Raw genomic sequence first — 17,743 nt, forward strand, 5'->3', positions numbered from 1 at the left:
GCCCCGCGCGCGCCCCCCCCCCCCCGCCCGCGCGGGCCGCCCCCGCCCCCCCCCCCCCCCCCCCCCCCCCCCCCCCCCCCCCCCCCCCGGCTCGGGGGGAGGAAAGATCAGAGGCTGCCGAACGTGTCGTACCGGATGTGGTCCGGCGGGACGTCGTCGGCGGCGAGCGCCCGCAGGGTGGCCCGGACCATGCCCGCCGAGCCGGAGACGTAGCAGTCGTGCGTGGTCCACGGGCCGTACCGGGTGACCACCTCGGAGACGTCACCGATTTCGCCGCCGAAGCCCGGGTCCTCGCTGCACGAAGGCGTCACCGACAACCACGGGTGGGACGCGACGAGGTCCTCCAGACCGGGCAGCCCGTACAGCTCGTCCGGGCGGCGGGCACCGTAGAAGACGTGCACCCAGCGGGTCCGGTTGACCCGGGTCAGCTCCTCCACCAGCGCCTTGACCGGTGCCAGGCCGACCCCGCCGGCCACGCAGAGGACGTCCCGGGTGGAGTCCGGGTCCAGCGTCATCGAGCCCATCGGCGCGGCCACCCGCAGCAGGTCACCCGGCTTGGTGCGGCGCACCAGCGCACCGGAGACCCAACCGGCCGCGCCCGGCGGCGTACGCACGTGGAACTCCAGCACGTTCTCCTCGTTCGGCGCGTTCGCCACCGAGTACGTCCGCCACACCCGCGGGTGGTAGCGGGGCACCTCCACGCTCACGTACTGGCCGGCCAGCCAGGGCAGCGGATCCTGGAGCGCGCGCACGGTCAGCACCGCCGTGTCCGGGCCGCACCGCTCGTGCGTCAGCACCTCCGCGTGCCAGAACGGCGGGTTCCCGTCCGATTCCGCGCCGGCCAGCATCCGCGCGCTGATGCTCGCGTACGCCTCCCGCCACGCCTGGTCGTACTCCAGGTTCCAGCCGTCCCCGGCGATGCTGCGCAACGCGTCGAGCAGCGCCACGCCCATCGTCGCGTAGTGCCCGGCCGCCACGTGGTACTTGCGGTGGTCCCGGCCCAGGGCGCGCAGGTACTCGTCGAAGCTCTCCGGGTCGCCCACCGTCTGCGTGGCCGTGACGATGGCCTCCAGGATGCGGTCCCCCTGCCCGTTCATCTGCACCGGGAACAGCTTGCGCAGCTCCGGGTCGAGGAGGAACAGCCGGGCGTAGAAGTGGCGGCTGAGCCGCTCGCGGTCCTCCTCGACCAGGGCCCAGCTCTCCTTCAGCAGCCGCGCGAAGTTCTCCACGGGGGCACGCTCCTTCTCCGGACGGCGGATCGGCAGTCACAGAATGTCCACGGAGCGTGTGTGCCGGTCGCACAGGCTGTGCGATCGCCAGGCCGGTACGCCGAAGTGCTTTCATGGTCCGGTGACGGTTGACGAGCTGGCCCGCCCGGTCTCCCGCCGGATGCTGGGCACCGAGACGCTGCTCGTGCTCGGTCTGTCCCTCGGCCAGTCCGCCGTGTATGCGCTCGTGTCGCTCATCGCCAAGCTGACCGCGACCGGAGGGCTGTCCAAGCAGACCGCCGCGCTGAACACCTCCGCGTCGGCCCGGCCGTACCTCGATCTCACGTACCAGCTGCTCGGGATCGTCTTCGCGCTGCTGCCGGTGCTGCTCGCCGTACACCTGCTGGCTCGTGACCCCGGCGACCCGGCACGGACACTCGGCGTCGACTTCCGCCGGCCCGCCTCCGACCTGGCCCGGGGTGCGGGCCTGACCGCGCTCATCGGCCTGCCCGGGCTGGCGCTGTTCTGGGCGGCGGCGCAGCTCGGCGTCAACGCCACGCTCGTCCCGGCCGCGCTGCCGGACCTGTGGTGGACGGTGCCGGTGCTGATCCTCGCCGCCGTGCAGAACGCGGTGCTGGAAGAGGTGATCGTGGTCGGCTACCTGATCACCCGGCTGCGGCAGCTCAACTGGCGGATCGGCGCGGTGCTGGCCGCGAGTGCGCTGCTGCGCGGCTCTTACCACCTCTACCAGGGCTTCGGCGCGTTCGTCGGCAACGCCGTGATGGGCGTGATCTTCGGGCTGTTCTACCTGCGCACCCGCCGGGTCGCCCCGCTGATCGTCGCGCACACGCTGCTGGACGTGTTCGCGTTCGTCGGCTACGCGATGCTGCCGAAGTCCTGGTTCGACTGGCTCTAGGTCGCTGTCACCTCGCCGTCCTGCCGCCGATCGGGCTCGGCGCCGCTGCCGGTCACGCGCCGGGTGGTCCGGTACCGGGCGATCGCCCGCGCCGCCACCCGCTCGGCCGCCGCCGTGCCGCCGGTCGCGGCAGCCAGCGCCGCCGCGCCCGGCAGCAACCGGGCCACCAACCGCAGCCCGACCCAGCCACCCGCCTGCGCGGCCACCGGCGTGGCCAGCCGCCAGGCCGCCTGCGCCACCCGCCCCAACGGACCGTCCGCCGGAGCGTCGGCCGCCCGAGCCGCCGCCAACGCCGCCCGCGCGGTGCCGTCGTCCGGATGCACCGACGTCAGCACCAGCAGCTCGGCCGCCCGATCCGGATGCGCCGGATCCCGCCCGTACGTCGCCGCCAGGTGCAACACCAGGTTCGCCTGCGTCCACAGCACCGTCGCCAGCTCCGCGACCGGCGCGAACAGCCCGGCGCCCGCCGCCAGCGCCCCACCCGTACCGGCCATCCGGACGAACCGCCGGGTCGCCAGCCGGGCCACCCCGTCGGCGTCCGCCTCCGGGTAGGCCCGCCGGACCTGCTCCACCCAGGCCGAGGCGCGCGGCCCGAGCACCTCCACGGCCGCCAGGGCCAGCAGCTCCGGCGCGAACCCGGGGTGGTCGCGCAGCTTCGGCCCCACCGCCCGCCAGCCCGCCACCGGGGTACGCGAAGAGTCAGGCCGTCCAGGCGCCCGCTCGTCGACGGCCGCAGCCTCCGTCAGGCTTTCCTCCGCCGGACTCGCTTCCCTCTGTGCCGGGCCTACCTTCGCCGGGCCTGCCGTTGTCGGGGCCGCTGCTGTCGGGCTCGCCTTCGTCGGGCCTGCCGTTGCCCGGCTCGCCGTTGTCGGGGTCGCTGTTGTCGTCTTGGTGGGCCGGCGGGTCCGTCCGGGGCGAGGTGCGGTGCCGGGCTCCGCCGTGATCGGTCCGGCGCCGTCGGGCTCCCGCTCGGCGGCTGTGGGATCCGGCACGGCGGTCGCCGTCTCGCGCGTAGCCGACGCCTTCCGACCGGTTTTCTTGACCGCTGGGGCGGCCTTCTTCGCCGCGACCGGGGCCTCTTCGGCGACCGGGGCCGTCTTCCTGGCGACGGGAGCGCGGCGCGTCCGTTTCGGCGACCCCTCTCCGGCCGACGATGGCTCCGGCTCGGCCGGATGCTCGGTGGCCCGATGCTGCTCCGCTGTGACGGGCGTCTCATCGGTCGAGGGCGTGCTGTCCCGGGCCTTCCGCGGCACCGCCGTGGCGGCCGACTGGGGCCGGTGCGCTGCCGGCACCGGCTCTCCGCCTGCCGAGAGCGGGTCGGCCGTGTCATCAGCACCCGATCGGGTGACAGGTGAGGGCGCCTCGGCGGCGGTCCGCGCTGCGGCTGGCGTACCCGAATCAGCCGGGGCAGCCCGCTTAGCCGGCGGCGTACCGGAATCGCCAGTGGAAGCCCCCGGGGCGGCCTGCTCCGCAGTCGTACCCGGATCGGCAGGTGAAGGATCGGCGGCCGGACGCGGACGCGGTGTCGGCGGCGCGTCGGCGGCCGGCGTCGGTGGCTGGAAGACGACGGTCGGCGCCGCCCGGCGCGGACGCCGGGGCGCCGGGGCGTCGCTCGCCGCGTTCTCCGCAGCGGGGTCCGGTGCGGGCGGCGGGCTGAAGGTCGGTCGTGGAGAGCGGCTCCGCCGGGCCTTGGGGGCGGGCTCGCGACGGGGCGGATCGCTCGGCGGCTGCTCCTGCATACCGATGGAGCGTAGCCGTGGGCGTGATCTGGCACACGACCAAGACACGGTCACGGGGGTGGGGTTCGATAGTCGCTTTGCCCCGGGCGGGTAACGCCCTGTATCCTCGGGCGCGGTGACCTCGCGGTCACCAGGGAGACTTCGCCTAGTCTGGTCTATGGCGCCGCACTGCTAATGCGGTTGGGGTCTTAAAGCCCCTCCCGGGTTCGAATCCCGGAGTCTCCGCGCGAAAGCCGGTTGTGTAGACTGGCCGAGCACCAGGCGCCCGTAGCTCAATGGATAGAGCATCTGACTACGGATCAGAAGGTTAGGGGTTCGAGTCCCTTCGGGCGCACAAACGATCAAGGCCGTGACCTGCCAGAACAGGGGTCACAGCCTTTTTCTTTTCTGCTGGAAGACGAGGTAGAGGACCTTCATCGCGGCCTGCTCGGTCGGGAAGTGCCCGCGTCTGCGAGCGGCCTGCCGGAACCGTGCGTTCAGGCTCTCGATGATGTTGGTGGTGTAGAGAACCTTGCGGACCTCATGGTCGTAGCGATTCTCTCGACAGCAGACATGACCATGCAGGTGTAGCGCCGTCTCACGGACAGCTCGGCCGAGGCTACGGATCAAGGCAAACGGCTCCTGCGGAGCCGCCGCCCGGGGCGGAAAATCAGCCGGCCCGACCCCCACGCCCGCCCCGCGCGTCACACGCTGGGTCAGGAGGTGGTCGTCGTCGACACCGTGCGCTCACGCACCCGCCGACTGGACCTGAGCGCCGCCTGCCAGGAGAGCAGCACCCGTCCTGGCTCACTCGGTGAACTCGGTCCAGGAGACAGCGTGGTCGAACCGCTGGGCGGCGAGGTCGTCAACGCGGATCATGAAGCGGCCGAAGTAGACGTCGTCACGGGTCTCGAACTGCACCAACGGGAGCCACTCCCGGCGGACCCGCTGCAACTCCTGTTCCACGAGGAAGGCCTCCTGGGCGTGGCCGATGCCGGTCAGGCGGCCTCGAAGCTTCTTCTCCGCCATCTCCAGCTCAGGATCGTTGTACAGGTGGCCGTAGGACACGCCACCGGTGTGCCACGAGTAGCCGCCGAACTGGAAGGCGGCGGAGTTGGCGGCCGGCCAGAGCCGGTCGACCAGGGCACACAATTCCCGACGATGCGGCATGTCGCGAGCCATCTGCTGCTGCTGAAAGACTGACAGGTCCGCATCCTCCGCAGTCAACCACGAGGGCAGGGCGGCCTGGACGACAGCGAAAAGGTCCTGCTCGGGAGCGATGAAGTCACGGTCCGCGTAGTAGGGATGGGCAGCGTAGTCAGCCGGCAGCTGCGCCGCGGTCTCCGCGCCGGCCCGCACATACAGCAGCCGCCCGTACTGCTGCTCGTCGCTGCGCTCACAGACGTCGTAGTCCTCTTCGTGATGCAGGAACACCAGCAGAGAGCCGGCCGACGGTAGCGGCAGCCGCTCGACCCGCGGCAGCGCGGCACAGTCGAAAGACGCGATGAACGGCAGCGGGTAGCCCTCCGGGTCGGTGGGCCACGGCATACCGACCGGAAGGTTCGGCAGGCCGCCGGCCTGGCCGACGAGCAGGTCGGCGGGCTGCCCGGGCGGCAGATCCCGAGAATGGGCCGCGATCTCGCCGTTGTACTGCTGACTCGTCCCGATGGCGAAGCGCAGCAGCTCGGCGAACGTCGCCGTCTCGGTCTCGGTGAAGCCCGCGTCGGTCGCGGCTCCCCGCAAAAGTCCGTAGTGATCCACGGACTTATGTTGACAGCTCTGATTCGACCGGCGGCGGCAGGCGTTCCGTGTCCGCTCTTCGGCTGATCCGCGCACACACGCGCCGAGTGGCTTCATGATCGATTGCACGCAGCGTGAGCCGGGCCTGTGCGGGAGCGTCGCCCAGGGCGGAGGCGACGAGCGCGGTGGTGACGACGGCGGCCTGCTTGCCGAGAGGGGTGAACCTCATTTCGAGCCTCTTTCCGACCGGGTACGGGTGGTGGCTGCGGGATTCACCACCCGTACTTGCTCGGACCTGGCGTGAGGCAGCGGTGGGCTCGGGGGTTGTCGCCACGCCCCGAGACGCGGATCAGCTCGTCAGATAGCGCAGGTCCCGCACCACCTCGCAGAACGCGACGGGGTCCAGGCCATCGCACCCGCGTACTCCAGTCAGGGTCTTGGGTTCGTCCGGTCCCTGCCAGTGATATCCAGGCGTATACGTGATCTCGACCGTCTTCGGCCAGTCGCACAGCACCGAGGTGTGGTCGTCGCCGAAGCGCCAGCCCTTCGAGGTGAGCACGAACAGTTTCCGCGCATCGACCTTCATGCCGGCGAAGGTAGCCAGGTCTACCTCGCCCGGCGTTGCCAGCTCGCGGCCCAGCTGCGGGAAGGGCTGGATGACGGCGTAGTCGGCGAAGATCTCCGACCAGGCGGCCCGGTCGTCGCCGAGATGCCACGGGTGCGGCACGGCGACGGTGGCCGTGTCGTCGAGCTGCCATGCCTGGTCGTAGAGGTCGGCGAACGTACGGTCCTCGGCGACCCGGAAACAGACCGTGCCGTGTTCGCCGGACGCCGCCCACAGCAGCCGGTGGGTGAGCTGCCACATCAGCGGGTGATCCAGGAACAGGGCGCGGAACTCGGCCGCACTCCACCGGCGACCGGTGACCATGGCGTCCTCCATGGCCCGAATGCGCTCGCCGCCGATCTGCTTGACCTCCTTCTTGAGGTCGGCGAACCGCGCGTACGCCGCCGGCGCCAGCACCGGATCGTCGGCGGCGGCCGGCCGCGGCAGCCGGGACAACCGGCGTCCATCCCCGGCCGCGATCCACGGTTGCAACTGCTCGTCGAGGTTCAGGGTGAATCGGCGTGGCCCGTAGTCCAGGACCGTCCGGCCATCGGCGTCGAGACCCAGGTCCGGCACGATCCGGTCGGCGAGCTGCTCGGGGCTGAGGCCGCGGGCGGCGGCTGTGCCGGCGAGTCGTTGGGAGGCGTGCTCGCGCAGACCGGTGGTTGCCGCTCTGCGGCTGAGCCGATGCAGCTGGGTCAGGGCGACGTCGGTGCCGATCGCGGCGAGCACGTCCATCGCAGCGCGGATCCGGGCGCTGACGGACGACCATTGCGGCAGGACGGCCACCAGGTCGGCGACGGTGGTGTCGTCACCGAACGCGGCGATCGACACCAGCGCGATGGCGCTCTTCGGCGAGTATTCGGCCGCGCGCCACTGCTCGAGGAGGGCCCAGGCAAAAGCTCCCAGCTGTCGTGGCTCGCAGATGTCACGGGCGGCAATGAGCTCCGGTCGCGGCTCGGTGATCGTGGAGAGGGCGAGTAACACACACAGGCGGTGGACCGCCTCCGAGGCCAGTCTCTCGCCGGTGTCGCGGAGGGTGACCTCGGGAAGCTTGGCGGGGATCAGCCACTCCGGCAGGTCCGGCTCCCGCGGCAGCACGCCGGCCAGAATCGGTGGCACCACGCCCTCCGGGCTGGAGGAAGGGAGACCGGTGATCGCCTGGACGCGGGACCGGCCGTCGTCGTCGAGGGCCGCCAGCGACTGGGGATATGCGAGAACGTGGTCGCGCAGCAGCTCGATGACGGGCGGCTCGGTGGCGCCGGTGAGCAGTGCCCGCAGCGCCGTCCCGGGATCGCGCTTGGCCGCCGCCAGCAACGCCGGCCGGAAGTACTGGCGCTCGACCCGGTCCACGACGAGCCCGAACGCCTCTTCGGTCGGGATCGCGGCCAGCGCGGCGACGGCCCGTTTCACGTTGTCCGCGCCGTCGATGGGGCGGTAGTAGTCCTGCTGGTCCAGCATCGTCGCCCATCCGGCGCCGAGCCCGGCCCCGCCGTTCGCGACGATCTCCTCGGCCCGGGCGCGGCCCGGCCCGGCCAGGTGCGGGATCCAACGCGGCTCGGTGAGCACCATCGCGCCGAACAGGTCACGCGACACCGCGTCGTCGCGCTCGGCGAGGACACGCAGAACCCGCAGCGGGTAGTGGGTCAGCACGCCCGACTTGAGCAGGTTCCCCGGCCGCCACGGCTTCTCGTCGAGGTGGTCGCGGACCAGGATCCGCATCGCGTCGTCGCTGGGTGTGCCGGCGACGAACCGGGCCGCATCCGAGTTGAGCCGTGCCGGTTTGTCCAGGGTGCTCCCGTCGTGCAGGTAGAGCAGTCTCAGATAGAAGTCGTCAGCCAGAAAGGTGACGGCGGCCGGTCCCACACCGTCCAGCACCGTGACGGCGTCCCCGGGTTCCTCGAAGCCGAGCATCGTCCGGCGGATCGCGCCGCGCAGTTGCTCGAGATGTTCGGTGCGGCTCGCGGCCAGTAACAGGATCCCGGACATCGTGCGGTGATCGGCCTGGATCCACTCCTCCCGGCCGGGCTCGTCGAACCATGCCGCTGCCGCCGCGCAGTCCTCGTCCACCCAGTCCTGCCGGGTCGGCATCAGGTAGGAGGACAAGATGCGGCCGGCCGGGAAGCTCCGATGCCCGGCCAGGACGGATTCCGCCTCCCTGTAATCCCGGTCCGACGCGACCGCGAGGTGACGCCGGACCGCCCGGGCCACCGCGTACGTGGCGCCGAGGTCATCGCCGCGCCACCCCTGCTCGTAGGTGTTGCCCTCGGAGGCGCGGGTCCAGAGCTCACCGGTGTGGCAGATCTGGTTCGCCGCCACGACGGCCCGGACCGCGAACAGCAGCCCGGCCCGGGCCACCCACGCGTCCACCAGTGCCTGCGCGTCGGCGGGCACGTTGCGATAGACGAGCAGCAGTGCCGCCACCGCGGCGGCGACCGGGTCATCGTCCGATGTCCGCAGATGCCGCTCACCGGCGGCGACCAGCGCCGTGTCGAAGACGGCGTTGCGGCCCAGCACGCGGGCACGTCCCTGCGTGATCCGGTCCGTCGCGAGGAGGTCCCGAAGCCGCTGCTCGGCGCCTGCCGGATCGGCGATTGCCGGCCGCCACCGGCCACCTCGCCGCGGATGGACACGGCCCGACCAATCCTTCGGCATGTGCCAGGCGTCCTCGTCCGGCATCACGAACCTGCGCATAAAGCCTCCTCGTCCACAGTTCGCGGGGAGGGTAGTACATCGTTATGACACAGATCATCCCCAGTGGACAGACTTCAGGAGCCGCAGCGCAGCGGAAGTGCGAGGGTCTTCCCGTCATCGAACCGGTTCCTGAGGGTGACGGAGCGGGGCTGCGATTCGTTCGATTCGAGCGGGTCTACAACGCGTCATCTCGGATCAGATCGGCGGCAGACGCGCCTTTTATCGGTGGATGGTTTTCACAATTTGTGAGAGGAGGATTCAGCGCACTCGAAAGCTGACAAATGTTGCGGAACGGGTGCAGTTGGACGTGGCCATTAAGGCCTTGAGCTCTTCCGATTGGGGCGCTGTCTACGGATCAGAAGGTTAGGGGTTCGAGTCCCTTCGGGTGCACAGCACAGGGAGAAGCCCCCGACCAGCCAGAACGGCAGGGTCGGGGGCTTTTTCATTTCCGTCCGGCACGCGTTCTGAGCGGCTGTGGGAGCCACGCTGGGAGCCACGGGCCGCCTCACTTCCCGAACAGTGCCCGGGACATGGCCTCCGCAGTCGAGCGGCGGTCGTCCTCCATCAAATGCCCGTACACATCCTTCGTGATCGCAATTGACGTGTGCCCGAGCACTTCCGATACGACGTGCAGCGGGGTGCCCTGCGCCAACATCAGCGAGGCCCCGGAATGGCGGAGCTCGTGCGGATGCCAGTGCCCGAGCCCGGCACGCCTGCACAGCGCCGAAAGCCGATGCGAGAAGTTGTCCGGATCCAGCGGAGTGCCGACCTCGCTCGGAAAGATCAGGCCGTGATCCTGCCATGCCTCGCCGGCCACCAGTCGTTCCTCAGCCTGCCGAGCGCGATGCCGGCGCAGCAGGTCGACCAACTGGGGCCTGAGGTACAGGGTTCGCGGGAGCGTCGCGTCTTGAGTTCGCTGACCACCAGGCAGGTTCGCCGGTCGGCCGCCGGGTCGCGCTCCTTGATCCGCTTGACGCTGTGCGACACCAGCAGCGTGCCTGCCGTCCAGTCGGACGATCCCGGCGTGCGCGAGCGCGCCGAGCGGATCACCCGTCGGCACACGGACGCCATTGTCGAGGCGGTGCGCGAACTCGGAGACCTTGGCTTGGTCAAAGACGCAGTAGCAGAGGTGCGCGTGCACCGCGCAGCGCCGCTGTTCAAGCTCTACATCCTCAACGGCGAGGAAGTCTTCTTCGGCCCACGGCAATCTACGCGACGCAACTCTGCCAGGTGATGCGCGACAGGTCCCAGAGGTCTAGGGCGGCAGGAGCCGCCGACGGAACGTCCTGTCATGGCCGATGAGCATGCACGGTCCCGCCCGCATCTCGGATCTCCGGTGACGGCCGACGGTGCGGTGTGTGGCTATCAGGTGGGTTGTTTGTCCCACCAGCGCGGCAGGTCGACGTCCGGCGCTTCCGGGTTGGTGAAGTGGAACGGCACGCCGATATGTCGCGCGACAGCCTGGCCCTGCTCGATCGCCTGTTGTGCCTCCGGCCAGGGCGGTACCTGCCCGGTGAACAGACGGATGTCTCCGCCGTGTCGTAGCACCGTCAACGGCACCTCATCGAAGCGATCGTGGTGTCGGCCCGGCCGGCTCACGATCGCCACCAGGACGACGAACCAGCCCTGTGTGTCACCGTCCCAAAAGGCTTCGACGGCGAGGATTGGTGCGGTGATGGCGTCCGCCTTCTCGATCAGCTGCGCGGTCGTCGGTGGCGGTGGCTGGGGCTCGAGGGGACCCTGCCGGCCTAGCTCGGCGCGTCGCTCGATCAGCAGATCCTGCGCCTCGTACAGGCCGGGCGGCGGTTGCAGTCCACCTTCCTGGCGCAGGAGGACGACCGCCTGGATCAGTCGACGTGTGCACAGCAGGTCGTCTATCTGCTTCAGCAACTGCGGGTCGATCGCATTCCACCAGGCGCTGGTCGCAAGCATCTCGCCATTATCGTCGGGCGGCGTCGACGCCGACGGACAAGCCAGCATCCGCATCTAGCCGCTGACAGCGCGTCCGAAACGATCGGATCTGCGGTTAAGTGGACTCTTTCATCCCACCACATGCTTGACGGATCTTGCCGGCGAAGTCGATTGCCGCCCGGTCGATGCCTGTGACACGGTGAAGATCCGCCCCCCGCTCCGAGGCCCAGATGACGATCTACTTCTACGGTGCCGACGAGGTTCCGTACGGCTGCTTCTCCAACTTCTCCGGCCACGGCTTCGACCTCGACGGCCACTGGTGGACGACCTCCGAGCACTATTTCCAGGCCCAGAAGTTCCCCGGTAACCGCCACGCCGAGCTCATCCGGCGGACGGCGACCCCGTTGCGGGCCGCCGAACTGGGCCGCGACCGGTCCCGCCCGCTGCGCCGCGACTGGGAACGGGTCAAAGACGACGTGATGCGCCGGGCCGTGACGGCCAAGTTCACCGCCCACGCCGACATCCGCGCCATCCTGTTGGACACCGGCGACGAGGAGATCGTCGAGGACACCAGCACTGACCACTACTGGGGACGCGGCCGGAGTGGCACCGGCAAGAACATGCTCGGACGGATCTTGATGCGCACCCGCACCCAGCTACGCGCCGACCTCACCCAGAACGCCAACGCCGAGGGCCGCCGACAGAGGCGACAGCACTGGGCGTAACGATCGCGACCGCGTTGTCCGGGGCAGAAGGGATCGCGGCAGGCACGGTAGGCGCAACCCGGGCGCCGGATTAGATCCACGTCCAAGGACGGACGGCTTTCCACACGCGCCCGCGCCAACGTACACGGCGCGGATGGAGGTAGATCTCAATGTCTTCCAACGCATTGGTCGCCCCGACGCGGCGCAGTTCGGGAACCACCCGGTCTTCGTCCAGTCGGCCATAGACCCTCGCCAGGTGCCCCAGGCAAGTCGCGGCAAGGAGCCTCACCTGGCGATCCTCGTGATCGAGTAGACCAAGATAGAGTTCCTGCAGCTCCTTCCAGTCCCCACCGCCATGCAGAACGGCGCCGACCATGGCGTCCAGGGCGCTGAAAAGCTCGCCGCGATCGAACGCCGCACGCACCTCGCCCGGTGTTGCCGGTGGCGGGTTGCGGAAGACGTGATGCTCATGGCTCATAGGGCCGCATCTTTGTTCATCGGTGAGCCGGAGAGATCCTCGGCTAGCCCCCAGGGTTGCGTCCACGGACGTGGCCCAGCCCAATCACCCGCCTTGCTGGTCGGTGTGTGCTGGCCTTGCCTGTTCCGTCTGCTCCGCGTCGGCCGGGGCGCCCCTACGGTCCAGGGTCAGTTGGAGTTCACCGTAGGGGCACCTGGTCGACCACACCCACCTGAGCCGTTTCGGTGGCCTGGGCGGGCCACCGGGATCAACCCGTGGTGCAGGAACGGATCTGGGGTCTGGCGCTGCTGTTGCCGTTCATCATCGTGGTGAAGCCGAAGGTGTTGCCGCCGCCGTTGGACCGCATCGTCATCACGTAACCGGTGCTGTCCCAACTGGGGGAGCCGTTCCAGGTGGTGGAGACCCGCTGCGGCGGAGTCAGAGCCACGACCACGGTCCAGTTGCTGGCCCCCTGAACCGTCACCGAGGTGTTGTACCGGTCACCCCAGACGTTGGGGGTCGTCGCCGTCGCCGTGCACCCGCCGCTGGGAGGCGGAGTGGTCGGCGGCGGAGCGGTCGGCGTGCCGGTCGGCGACGGAGTGGTCGGCGGCGGAGTGCCGTCCGGGGCCACCGCTCGGCCGGTGCTCGGTGAAATCATGCCCGGACACAGGTTACGGCTGCTCAGGTTGGCCATGATCTGCGGAATCGCGTCGCGGGTGTTCTGAATGCCGTCGTGCATCAGGATCACCTGGCCGTCCTGAAGGCGGCTGGCGTTGGAGACGATCTGGCTGACGCTGGCGCCGTTCCAGTCCTGGGAGTCGACGTCCCAGATCACCTGGCGCAGGCCGAGCGACGAGGCGACCGACTGGAGGGTCGAGTTCGTCTCCCCGTAGGGCGGGCGGAACAACTGCGGCCGGACGCCGGTCGCCGCCTGGATCGCCGAGTTCGTCTGGGAGAGGTCCGACTGCATCTGGCTCTGGTTCATCGAGGTCATGTGCGAGTGGTTCCAACTGTGGTTGGCCACCCACATGCCCGCGTCGACCTGGGCCCGCGCGGCGGACTGGTTGCTCTGCACGTTCTGGCCGACGTTGAACATGGTCGCCCGTACGTTGTTCGCGCGCAGCACGGACAACAGGGCGCTGGTGCTGCCTGTCGGCCCGTCGTCGAAGGTGAGGCCGACATACCCGTTGCAGGTGGCGGCGCTGGACGGAGTGGCGGCGACCGCGAGACCGGCGGCACTCAGCGCCACTGTGGAGGCGACCACGGCCAACCGGACGGTGAGACGCGATTTTCGGGGGGCGGACGGGCGGCGGGAGCCGCCGATGCTGGCGTACATGCGCAGGTCCTCCTTGGGACGGGCGACACCTGATGACGCATGGCTCTAATCGACAGAGATTGATGCCAACGCGTTCGGAGTATTTCAGCGGCGTTTCGAACCCGTCAATGATTTTCCGGAAGTTTTCCGGAAAGGGCCGGTCCATCAGGCCGGCTGACCGCCCCGCGCGGATCGGGTGACCGATGCCCACGGCTACCGCGGATTGCTCGACGGATGGCGTCCCTGGTACCTCGCCGTCGCCGCCGTGACCTACTGGCCACCCGCGTACCTGCTGTGGTCGTGGAGCTACCCGAGGGCAGGACCGGTTCGCTGGACGCGCGAATGAGCCGACGCCCACATGGCCCGGATCGAGCGCGCCCGCCGGGCGTTCGACGCCGAGTTGGAGTGACCGCCGGGGCGGCGCCGTACGGTCCGCCCGGCGTCGGTTTCACTCGCAGACCGTGCCGTCGTTGTCCCGGTCGATGTACCAGTAGTACTCCGGATCCCTGCCCTGCGTGTACGGGCCGTACCCGTTGGCGTTCGCCTCCTTGCAGGTGCCGAAACGCGGATCGTTGCCGCCACCACCGGTGCTGCCGCCGCCCGTGCTGCCGCCGCCGGAGTCGCCGTTGCCCCCGCCCGGCTCACACGCCTCGCCGTCGAGGTCACGATCCAGTCCGGTCCGGTACCCCGGCTCGCTGCGGCGCAGCGGCGCCTTGCCCGCTGCGCGTACGGCGTCGCAGTTCTTGTAGTAGACGGCGGGTGCCGTGGTCTTGCGCGGCTTCGGCTTCGACGCGGGCTTCGCGGTGGTCGGCGCGGCAGCGGTGGATGAGGGCGGCGGCTCCGGTGAGACGGAGCCGGCCTCGGCCGTCGGCGCGGCGGTGGTGGTGGCGGGTGCCGCCACGGTCGGCACCTCCTGGGCGACGGCCTTCTCCGGCGACGTGCTCTGCTCGGTGGCGGGACCGGCGGCGATGCCGATGCCGAGCAGCCCGCCGCAGCAGGTGAGCACCGCGATGCCGCTGACGAGGAGCACCTTGAGCGCGGCGGGCTGGCGACGCCACCACGACGGCCGGGGCGGTGTGAACGGCAGGCCGGGCCGATGGGGCGGTGGCGGCGGCACCTGCCCGTGCCAGGGATTCTGGGGAGGGAGTTGGGTCACAGCCGGCAGTGTGGAGCGAACCGTCCGACCTGGAGTGTCGCTGAGCCGACAGACCGGCCGTTGCCGGCGCGACAAGCGACGAAACGGCCGGTGCCGGGCAGAGGGTCGGTGTCGATGCCGCGGATGATTGGAGTCAGCCCTTCACCGAACGGCCGACGGCGGGGGCCCGGAGTGGGACGGCGGCTGGGCTCACGCGGTCAGTGGAGTGAACAGCCTGTCGGCCGACCGCGGCGGTGAGCGTCGCGTCGATGCCGCCGCGCCGCTGAGGGCGGCCTGCACCGGGAAGACACATCGATCACCACTGTCAGCACCACTGTCGTCCGTCGGTCACCGCCGTCCGACGACTATGGATCAGTCGTGCGGCCGGTCGGTGAGCCGGCCCGCCGCCGCCAGCCGTTCGACGGCGGCCCGGTGCGGAACCGCATGACTGGTGCGACCGCCCACGCCGGTGGTGGTGACGGCCGTGAAGAGCGAGTTGAGCAGCGCCTCCTCCACCGCGTCCAGGACGGCGGCGAACACCGGGTCGATCGCGGCGTCCGGGATCGGCGGCTGATCCGACGTGGTGAACGCGATCGCGTAGTCGCCGCTCGTGTTGCTGAAGGACGCGCCCACCCGGGCCATGGCGAACACGGCCCGGCGGGCGAGCCGCCGGAGCTGCCGCGCGTCCAGGGGTACGTCGGTCGCCACCACGATCATGCACGAGTTGCCCGGCGGCTCGGTCGGGTCGACGGCAGGCACCAGCTCGTCGACTGGAAGCGGCACGCCGAGCGCGGTGAGGACGCCGCCGAAGTTGGACTGGACCAGGGCACCGACCGTCCGGGTGTGGCCGGCGGCCCCGACCGTGCGGGACGAGGTGCCGATGCCCGCCTTGTAGCCCAGGGCCGTGGTGCCGGTACCGGCCCCGACACAGCCCTCGGCGGGGAGCCCACCGGTCGCCCCGGTGACTGCGGCCAGGACGTGCGCCTCGGTGATCGGGCGGCGGCGGATGTCCGACAGGTGCCCGTCGTTCGTCTCACCGACCAGGGGGTTGAACGACAGCCCGTCCGGCCGGCCCGCCATCAGATACCCGAGCAGCGCGTCCGCCGCCCGGAACACCGACAGCGTGGCGGTCAGCACGACCGGAGACTCCAGTACGCCGAGCTCGTCCACCTGGGTCGAGCCGACGAGCTTGCCGTGGCCGTTGCCGACGTACACGGCGGCGGGCAGCGTCCACCGGCCGGGGCCGAGCCCGCTCGGCACGATCGCGGTGACGCCGGTGTGCAGGTCGGCGCCGTCGTCGACGGTGGTGTGCCCGACCAGCACGCCGGGGACGTCGGTGATCGCGTTGTGCGGCCCGGTGGGCAGCGACCCGACGACGACCCCCAGATCGCGGGCGCGGCGGCCGGGCATGCTCAGGAGGCCGCCGCCCGGATCGCCTGCACGATGCCGGTCGGGGAGTAGTTGTCGGGGACGCCCTCGACCAGGATGATGTCGCCCTCGATGTGCCGCGAGCGCAGCGGCGCGATCTCCTGGTAGGCGGGCGAGTCCCACCAGGCCCGCGCCTCGGAGATACCCGGGAAGCCGAGCACCACGACGCCTCCGGGCCAGGTGCCCTCCTTCACCTCGTGCGGCGTGGCGTGCACGAGGAAACGGCCGTCGTAGGGGGCGAGGGTGGCCGGGAGACGCTCGATGTACTCGGCGATGTCCGGATGCGGGGCGGCGTCCTGGAGATGGGCGATGGCGTACGCGGGCATGGCGTCCTTCCGGCCGTCGGGCTCCGAACGCCGATCTTGGCACAGCGGCCGGTATTCGTTCACGCCGATTTTCGCTCAGGGCCGGACGCGACGGCTACGACGGCGGCGTGCGGGCGGTGGTTGTCGTCGTCGAGGCGCGGCAGGCGCTCCACCTCCGCGAACCCGGCTCGTCGCAGCCGTGCGGAGAACTCGTCCACCGGCCAGCGGTACGCGGTGGCCACCTTGTGGTCGAAGGCGCCACCTCGTCGCCGACGAAGATGCCGACCACGAGCGGCCCACCCGGCACTGTCGCGCGGCGGAACTCCGCCAGCACGCGGTCGAGATCCGTCGGCGGCAGGTGGATCAGCGAGTACCAGGCGAGGATCCCGGCGACGGAGTGGTCGGGACGGCGAGGTCGTCGAGCGACCCGAGCCGGTACGCGCCGTCCGGATGGGTGGCCCGCGCGTGCGCGATGAACTCGGGGACCATGTCGATCCCGGTGGTGTCGACGCCTCGCGTACGGAGGTGGTCGGTGAGGTGGCCCGGCCCGCACCCCAGGTCGAGCACGGGCCCGGCCCGTCCGGCCAGGTGACGCTCGATGAGGGCGAGATCGTCGGGGTGCACCTGTGCGGTGGTGCCGAACAGGTCGATGTAGAGGCTCGCCGCCGCCCCGTACGCGTGCCGTACCTGCGTGTCGTCCACCCGTCGACCATAGGAGTGAACGACCCGTCCATCGAATGTTACGACTTGACGAACGGCGTGTTATCGCTCACAGTCGATGGCACCGGGCGGCGGCGTAGATGGCTCACCGGGCGGGCGCGGACGGCTGCGGGGCAGGCCGGCTGCGGGGTAGACGCGCCAGGACGCATTGTTAGCGCTCACAACATGTGTGACCTGAAGGAGGAACATGTTTGCTTTCGGTAGGTCCCCATCGTCGGAGTCGCCGCCGCGACGGCGCGGATGGTTGCCGCGAGTCGTCGCCACGGGCGCCACAGCGGTCCTCGTCGGCGCCGCCGCCGTGGCGGCCGTGTCCGCGCCCGCCGCTGCCGCGAGCGTCGACACGAACGCCTGGTACGTCCTCGTGAACCGCAACAGTGGCAAGGCGCTCGACGTCTACAACCTGGCCACCAACGACGGCGCGCGGATCGTGCAGTGGTCCCGCAACAACGGCAACCAGCAGCAGTGGCAGTTCGTCGACTCCGGCGGCGGCTACTACCGGCTGAAGTCGCGGCTGTCCGGCAAGGTGCTCGACGTCTACAACTTCTCCACCGCCAACGGTGGCAACATCGTGCAGTGGTCCGATTCGAACGGGACCAACCAGCAGTTCCGGCTGGCCGACTCCGACAGCGGCTACGTCCGCCTGATCAACCGCAACAGCAACAAGGCGGTGGAGGTGCAGGGCGCCTCGACCGCCGACGGCGGAAGCATCGTCCAGTACGACGACTGGAACGGCACCAACCAGCAGTGGCAGCTCGTCCGCGTCGACGGGGGCGGCGGCAACCCCACCACGCCGCCGCCGACCACGCCGCCGCCGGGTGGTACGTGCAGTCTGCCGTCGTCGTACCGGTGGTCGTCCACGGGTGCGTTGGCGCAGCCGCGCTCGGGCTG

At 70.4% G+C, this 17,743-nt stretch carries 15 protein-coding genes, 2 tRNA genes and 2 pseudogenes; 6 read left to right on the forward strand and 13 right to left on the reverse strand.

Going from position 1 to position 17,743, the window contains the following annotated elements:
• Positions 1-107 precede the first annotated feature (107 nt).
• Positions 108-1,229: a globin domain-containing protein gene (locus ACFYON_RS18845; RefSeq protein ID WP_355014936.1), complete on the reverse strand. Its 1,122-nt coding sequence runs from the start codon at positions 1,227-1,229 to the stop codon at positions 108-110.
• A gap of 121 nt (positions 1,230-1,350) precedes the next feature.
• On the opposite strand from ACFYON_RS18845, the gene ACFYON_RS18850 reads away from it, so the two are divergent.
• Entirely contained in the window at positions 1,351-2,124 is a 774-nt protein-coding gene (locus ACFYON_RS18850; RefSeq protein ID WP_354866724.1) for a CPBP family intramembrane glutamic endopeptidase, read from the forward strand.
• Here ACFYON_RS18850 and ACFYON_RS18855 read toward each other — a convergent pair.
• Entirely contained in the window at positions 2,121-2,807 is a 687-nt protein-coding gene (locus ACFYON_RS18855; protein WP_354866726.1) for a hypothetical protein, read from the reverse strand. The genes ACFYON_RS18850 and ACFYON_RS18855 overlap by 4 nt on opposite strands.
• Positions 2,808-3,997: 1,190 nt before the next feature.
• Between ACFYON_RS18855 and ACFYON_RS18860 the strand changes: the two genes are divergently transcribed.
• Together ACFYON_RS18860 and ACFYON_RS18865 are read left to right on the forward strand one after the other, a co-directional pair.
• Positions 3,998-4,088, forward strand: a tRNA-Ser gene (locus ACFYON_RS18860).
• A gap of 36 nt (positions 4,089-4,124) precedes the next feature.
• Positions 4,125-4,197 (forward strand) — tRNA-Arg (locus ACFYON_RS18865).
• A gap of 62 nt (positions 4,198-4,259) precedes the next feature.
• On the opposite strand, the pseudogene ACFYON_RS18870 reads toward ACFYON_RS18865, so the two are convergent.
• The 4 genes and pseudogenes from ACFYON_RS18870 to ACFYON_RS18885 form a co-directional block, all read right to left on the reverse strand.
• Positions 4,260-4,394, reverse strand: a pseudogene (locus ACFYON_RS18870) (transposase); the annotation flags it as partial.
• A gap of 255 nt (positions 4,395-4,649) precedes the next feature.
• On the reverse strand, positions 4,650-5,603 hold the full coding sequence (locus tag ACFYON_RS18875; protein WP_354866728.1) for a DUF1963 domain-containing protein: 954 nt from the start codon (positions 5,601-5,603) through the stop codon (positions 4,650-4,652).
• Positions 5,604-5,931: 328 nt separating this feature from the next.
• Positions 5,932-8,880, reverse strand: coding sequence for a DUF4132 domain-containing protein (locus ACFYON_RS18880; protein WP_355014935.1), 2,949 nt, complete (start codon positions 8,878-8,880; stop codon positions 5,932-5,934).
• 505 nt (positions 8,881-9,385) lie between these two features.
• Complete coding sequence (locus ACFYON_RS18885; protein WP_354866732.1) at positions 9,386-9,697, reverse strand: tyrosine-type recombinase/integrase; 312 nt, start codon at positions 9,695-9,697, stop codon at positions 9,386-9,388.
• Here ACFYON_RS18885 and ACFYON_RS18890 point away from each other — a divergent pair.
• Complete coding sequence (locus ACFYON_RS18890; protein ID WP_354866734.1) at positions 9,671-10,114, forward strand: hypothetical protein; 444 nt, start codon at positions 9,671-9,673, stop codon at positions 10,112-10,114. The genes ACFYON_RS18885 and ACFYON_RS18890 overlap by 27 nt on opposite strands.
• Before the next feature lie 131 nt (positions 10,115-10,245).
• Here the strand turns inward: ACFYON_RS18890 and ACFYON_RS18895 are convergent, their stop codons facing one another.
• On the reverse strand, positions 10,246-10,812 hold the full coding sequence (locus tag ACFYON_RS18895) for a hypothetical protein (RefSeq protein WP_354866736.1): 567 nt from the start codon (positions 10,810-10,812) through the stop codon (positions 10,246-10,248).
• Positions 10,813-11,021: 209 nt separating this feature from the next.
• On the opposite strand from ACFYON_RS18895, the gene ACFYON_RS18900 reads away from it, so the two are divergent.
• Positions 11,022-11,516: an NADAR family protein gene (locus ACFYON_RS18900; protein ID WP_354866738.1), complete on the forward strand. Its 495-nt coding sequence runs from the start codon at positions 11,022-11,024 to the stop codon at positions 11,514-11,516.
• A gap of 70 nt (positions 11,517-11,586) precedes the next feature.
• On the opposite strand, the gene ACFYON_RS18905 is transcribed toward ACFYON_RS18900, so the two are convergent.
• From ACFYON_RS18905 to ACFYON_RS18930, 6 genes and pseudogenes are all read right to left on the reverse strand, one after another.
• A complete protein-coding gene (locus ACFYON_RS18905) occupies positions 11,587-11,973 on the reverse strand; it encodes a hypothetical protein (protein ID WP_354866740.1) in 387 nt (128 codons plus the stop codon).
• Between the two features lie 247 nt (positions 11,974-12,220).
• Positions 12,221-13,288, reverse strand: a complete 1,068-nt coding sequence (locus ACFYON_RS18910) for a polysaccharide deacetylase family protein (protein ID WP_354866742.1) — start codon at positions 13,286-13,288, stop codon at positions 12,221-12,223.
• 427 nt (positions 13,289-13,715) lie between these two features.
• Complete coding sequence (locus tag ACFYON_RS18915; protein ID WP_354866744.1) at positions 13,716-14,423, reverse strand: excalibur calcium-binding domain-containing protein; 708 nt, start codon at positions 14,421-14,423, stop codon at positions 13,716-13,718.
• A gap of 351 nt (positions 14,424-14,774) precedes the next feature.
• Positions 14,775-15,812, reverse strand: a complete 1,038-nt coding sequence (locus tag ACFYON_RS18920) for a P1 family peptidase (RefSeq protein ID WP_354866746.1) — start codon at positions 15,810-15,812, stop codon at positions 14,775-14,777.
• Between the two features lie 2 nt (positions 15,813-15,814).
• Complete coding sequence (locus ACFYON_RS18925; RefSeq protein ID WP_354866748.1) at positions 15,815-16,156, reverse strand: DUF1330 domain-containing protein; 342 nt, start codon at positions 16,154-16,156, stop codon at positions 15,815-15,817.
• Between the two features lie 59 nt (positions 16,157-16,215).
• Positions 16,216-16,837 (reverse strand): annotated as a pseudogene (locus tag ACFYON_RS18930) (class I SAM-dependent DNA methyltransferase).
• 205 nt (positions 16,838-17,042) lie between these two features.
• Between ACFYON_RS18930 and ACFYON_RS18935 the strand changes: the two are divergent.
• A partial coding sequence (locus ACFYON_RS18935) for an RICIN domain-containing protein (RefSeq protein WP_354866750.1) occupies positions 17,043-17,743 on the forward strand: 701 nt, incomplete at its 3' end.

It is taken from the genome of Micromonospora sp. NPDC005686 (genome assembly GCF_042871665.1).
In the GTDB taxonomy this organism is placed as follows: domain Bacteria; phylum Actinomycetota; class Actinomycetes; order Mycobacteriales; family Micromonosporaceae; genus Micromonospora.

Excerpts from the sequence above, each read along its gene's own strand:
- ACFYON_RS18920 (WP_354866746.1), bottom strand. The coding sequence starts at position 15,812 with ATGCCCGGCCGCCGCGCCCGCGATCTGGGGGTCGTCGTCGGGTCGCTG.
- ACFYON_RS18900 (WP_354866738.1), top strand. The coding sequence starts at position 11,022 with ATGACGATCTACTTCTACGGTGCCGACGAGGTTCCGTACGGCTGCTTC.
- ACFYON_RS18910 (WP_354866742.1), bottom strand. The coding sequence starts at position 13,288 with ATGTACGCCAGCATCGGCGGCTCCCGCCGCCCGTCCGCCCCCCGAAAA.
- ACFYON_RS18895 (WP_354866736.1), bottom strand. The coding sequence starts at position 10,812 with ATGCTTGCGACCAGCGCCTGGTGGAATGCGATCGACCCGCAGTTGCTG.
- ACFYON_RS18925 (WP_354866748.1), bottom strand. The coding sequence starts at position 16,156 with ATGCCCGCGTACGCCATCGCCCATCTCCAGGACGCCGCCCCGCATCCG.
- ACFYON_RS18905 (WP_354866740.1), bottom strand. The coding sequence starts at position 11,973 with ATGAGCCATGAGCATCACGTCTTCCGCAACCCGCCACCGGCAACACCG.
- ACFYON_RS18880 (WP_355014935.1), bottom strand. The coding sequence starts at position 8,880 with ATGCGCAGGTTCGTGATGCCGGACGAGGACGCCTGGCACATGCCGAAG.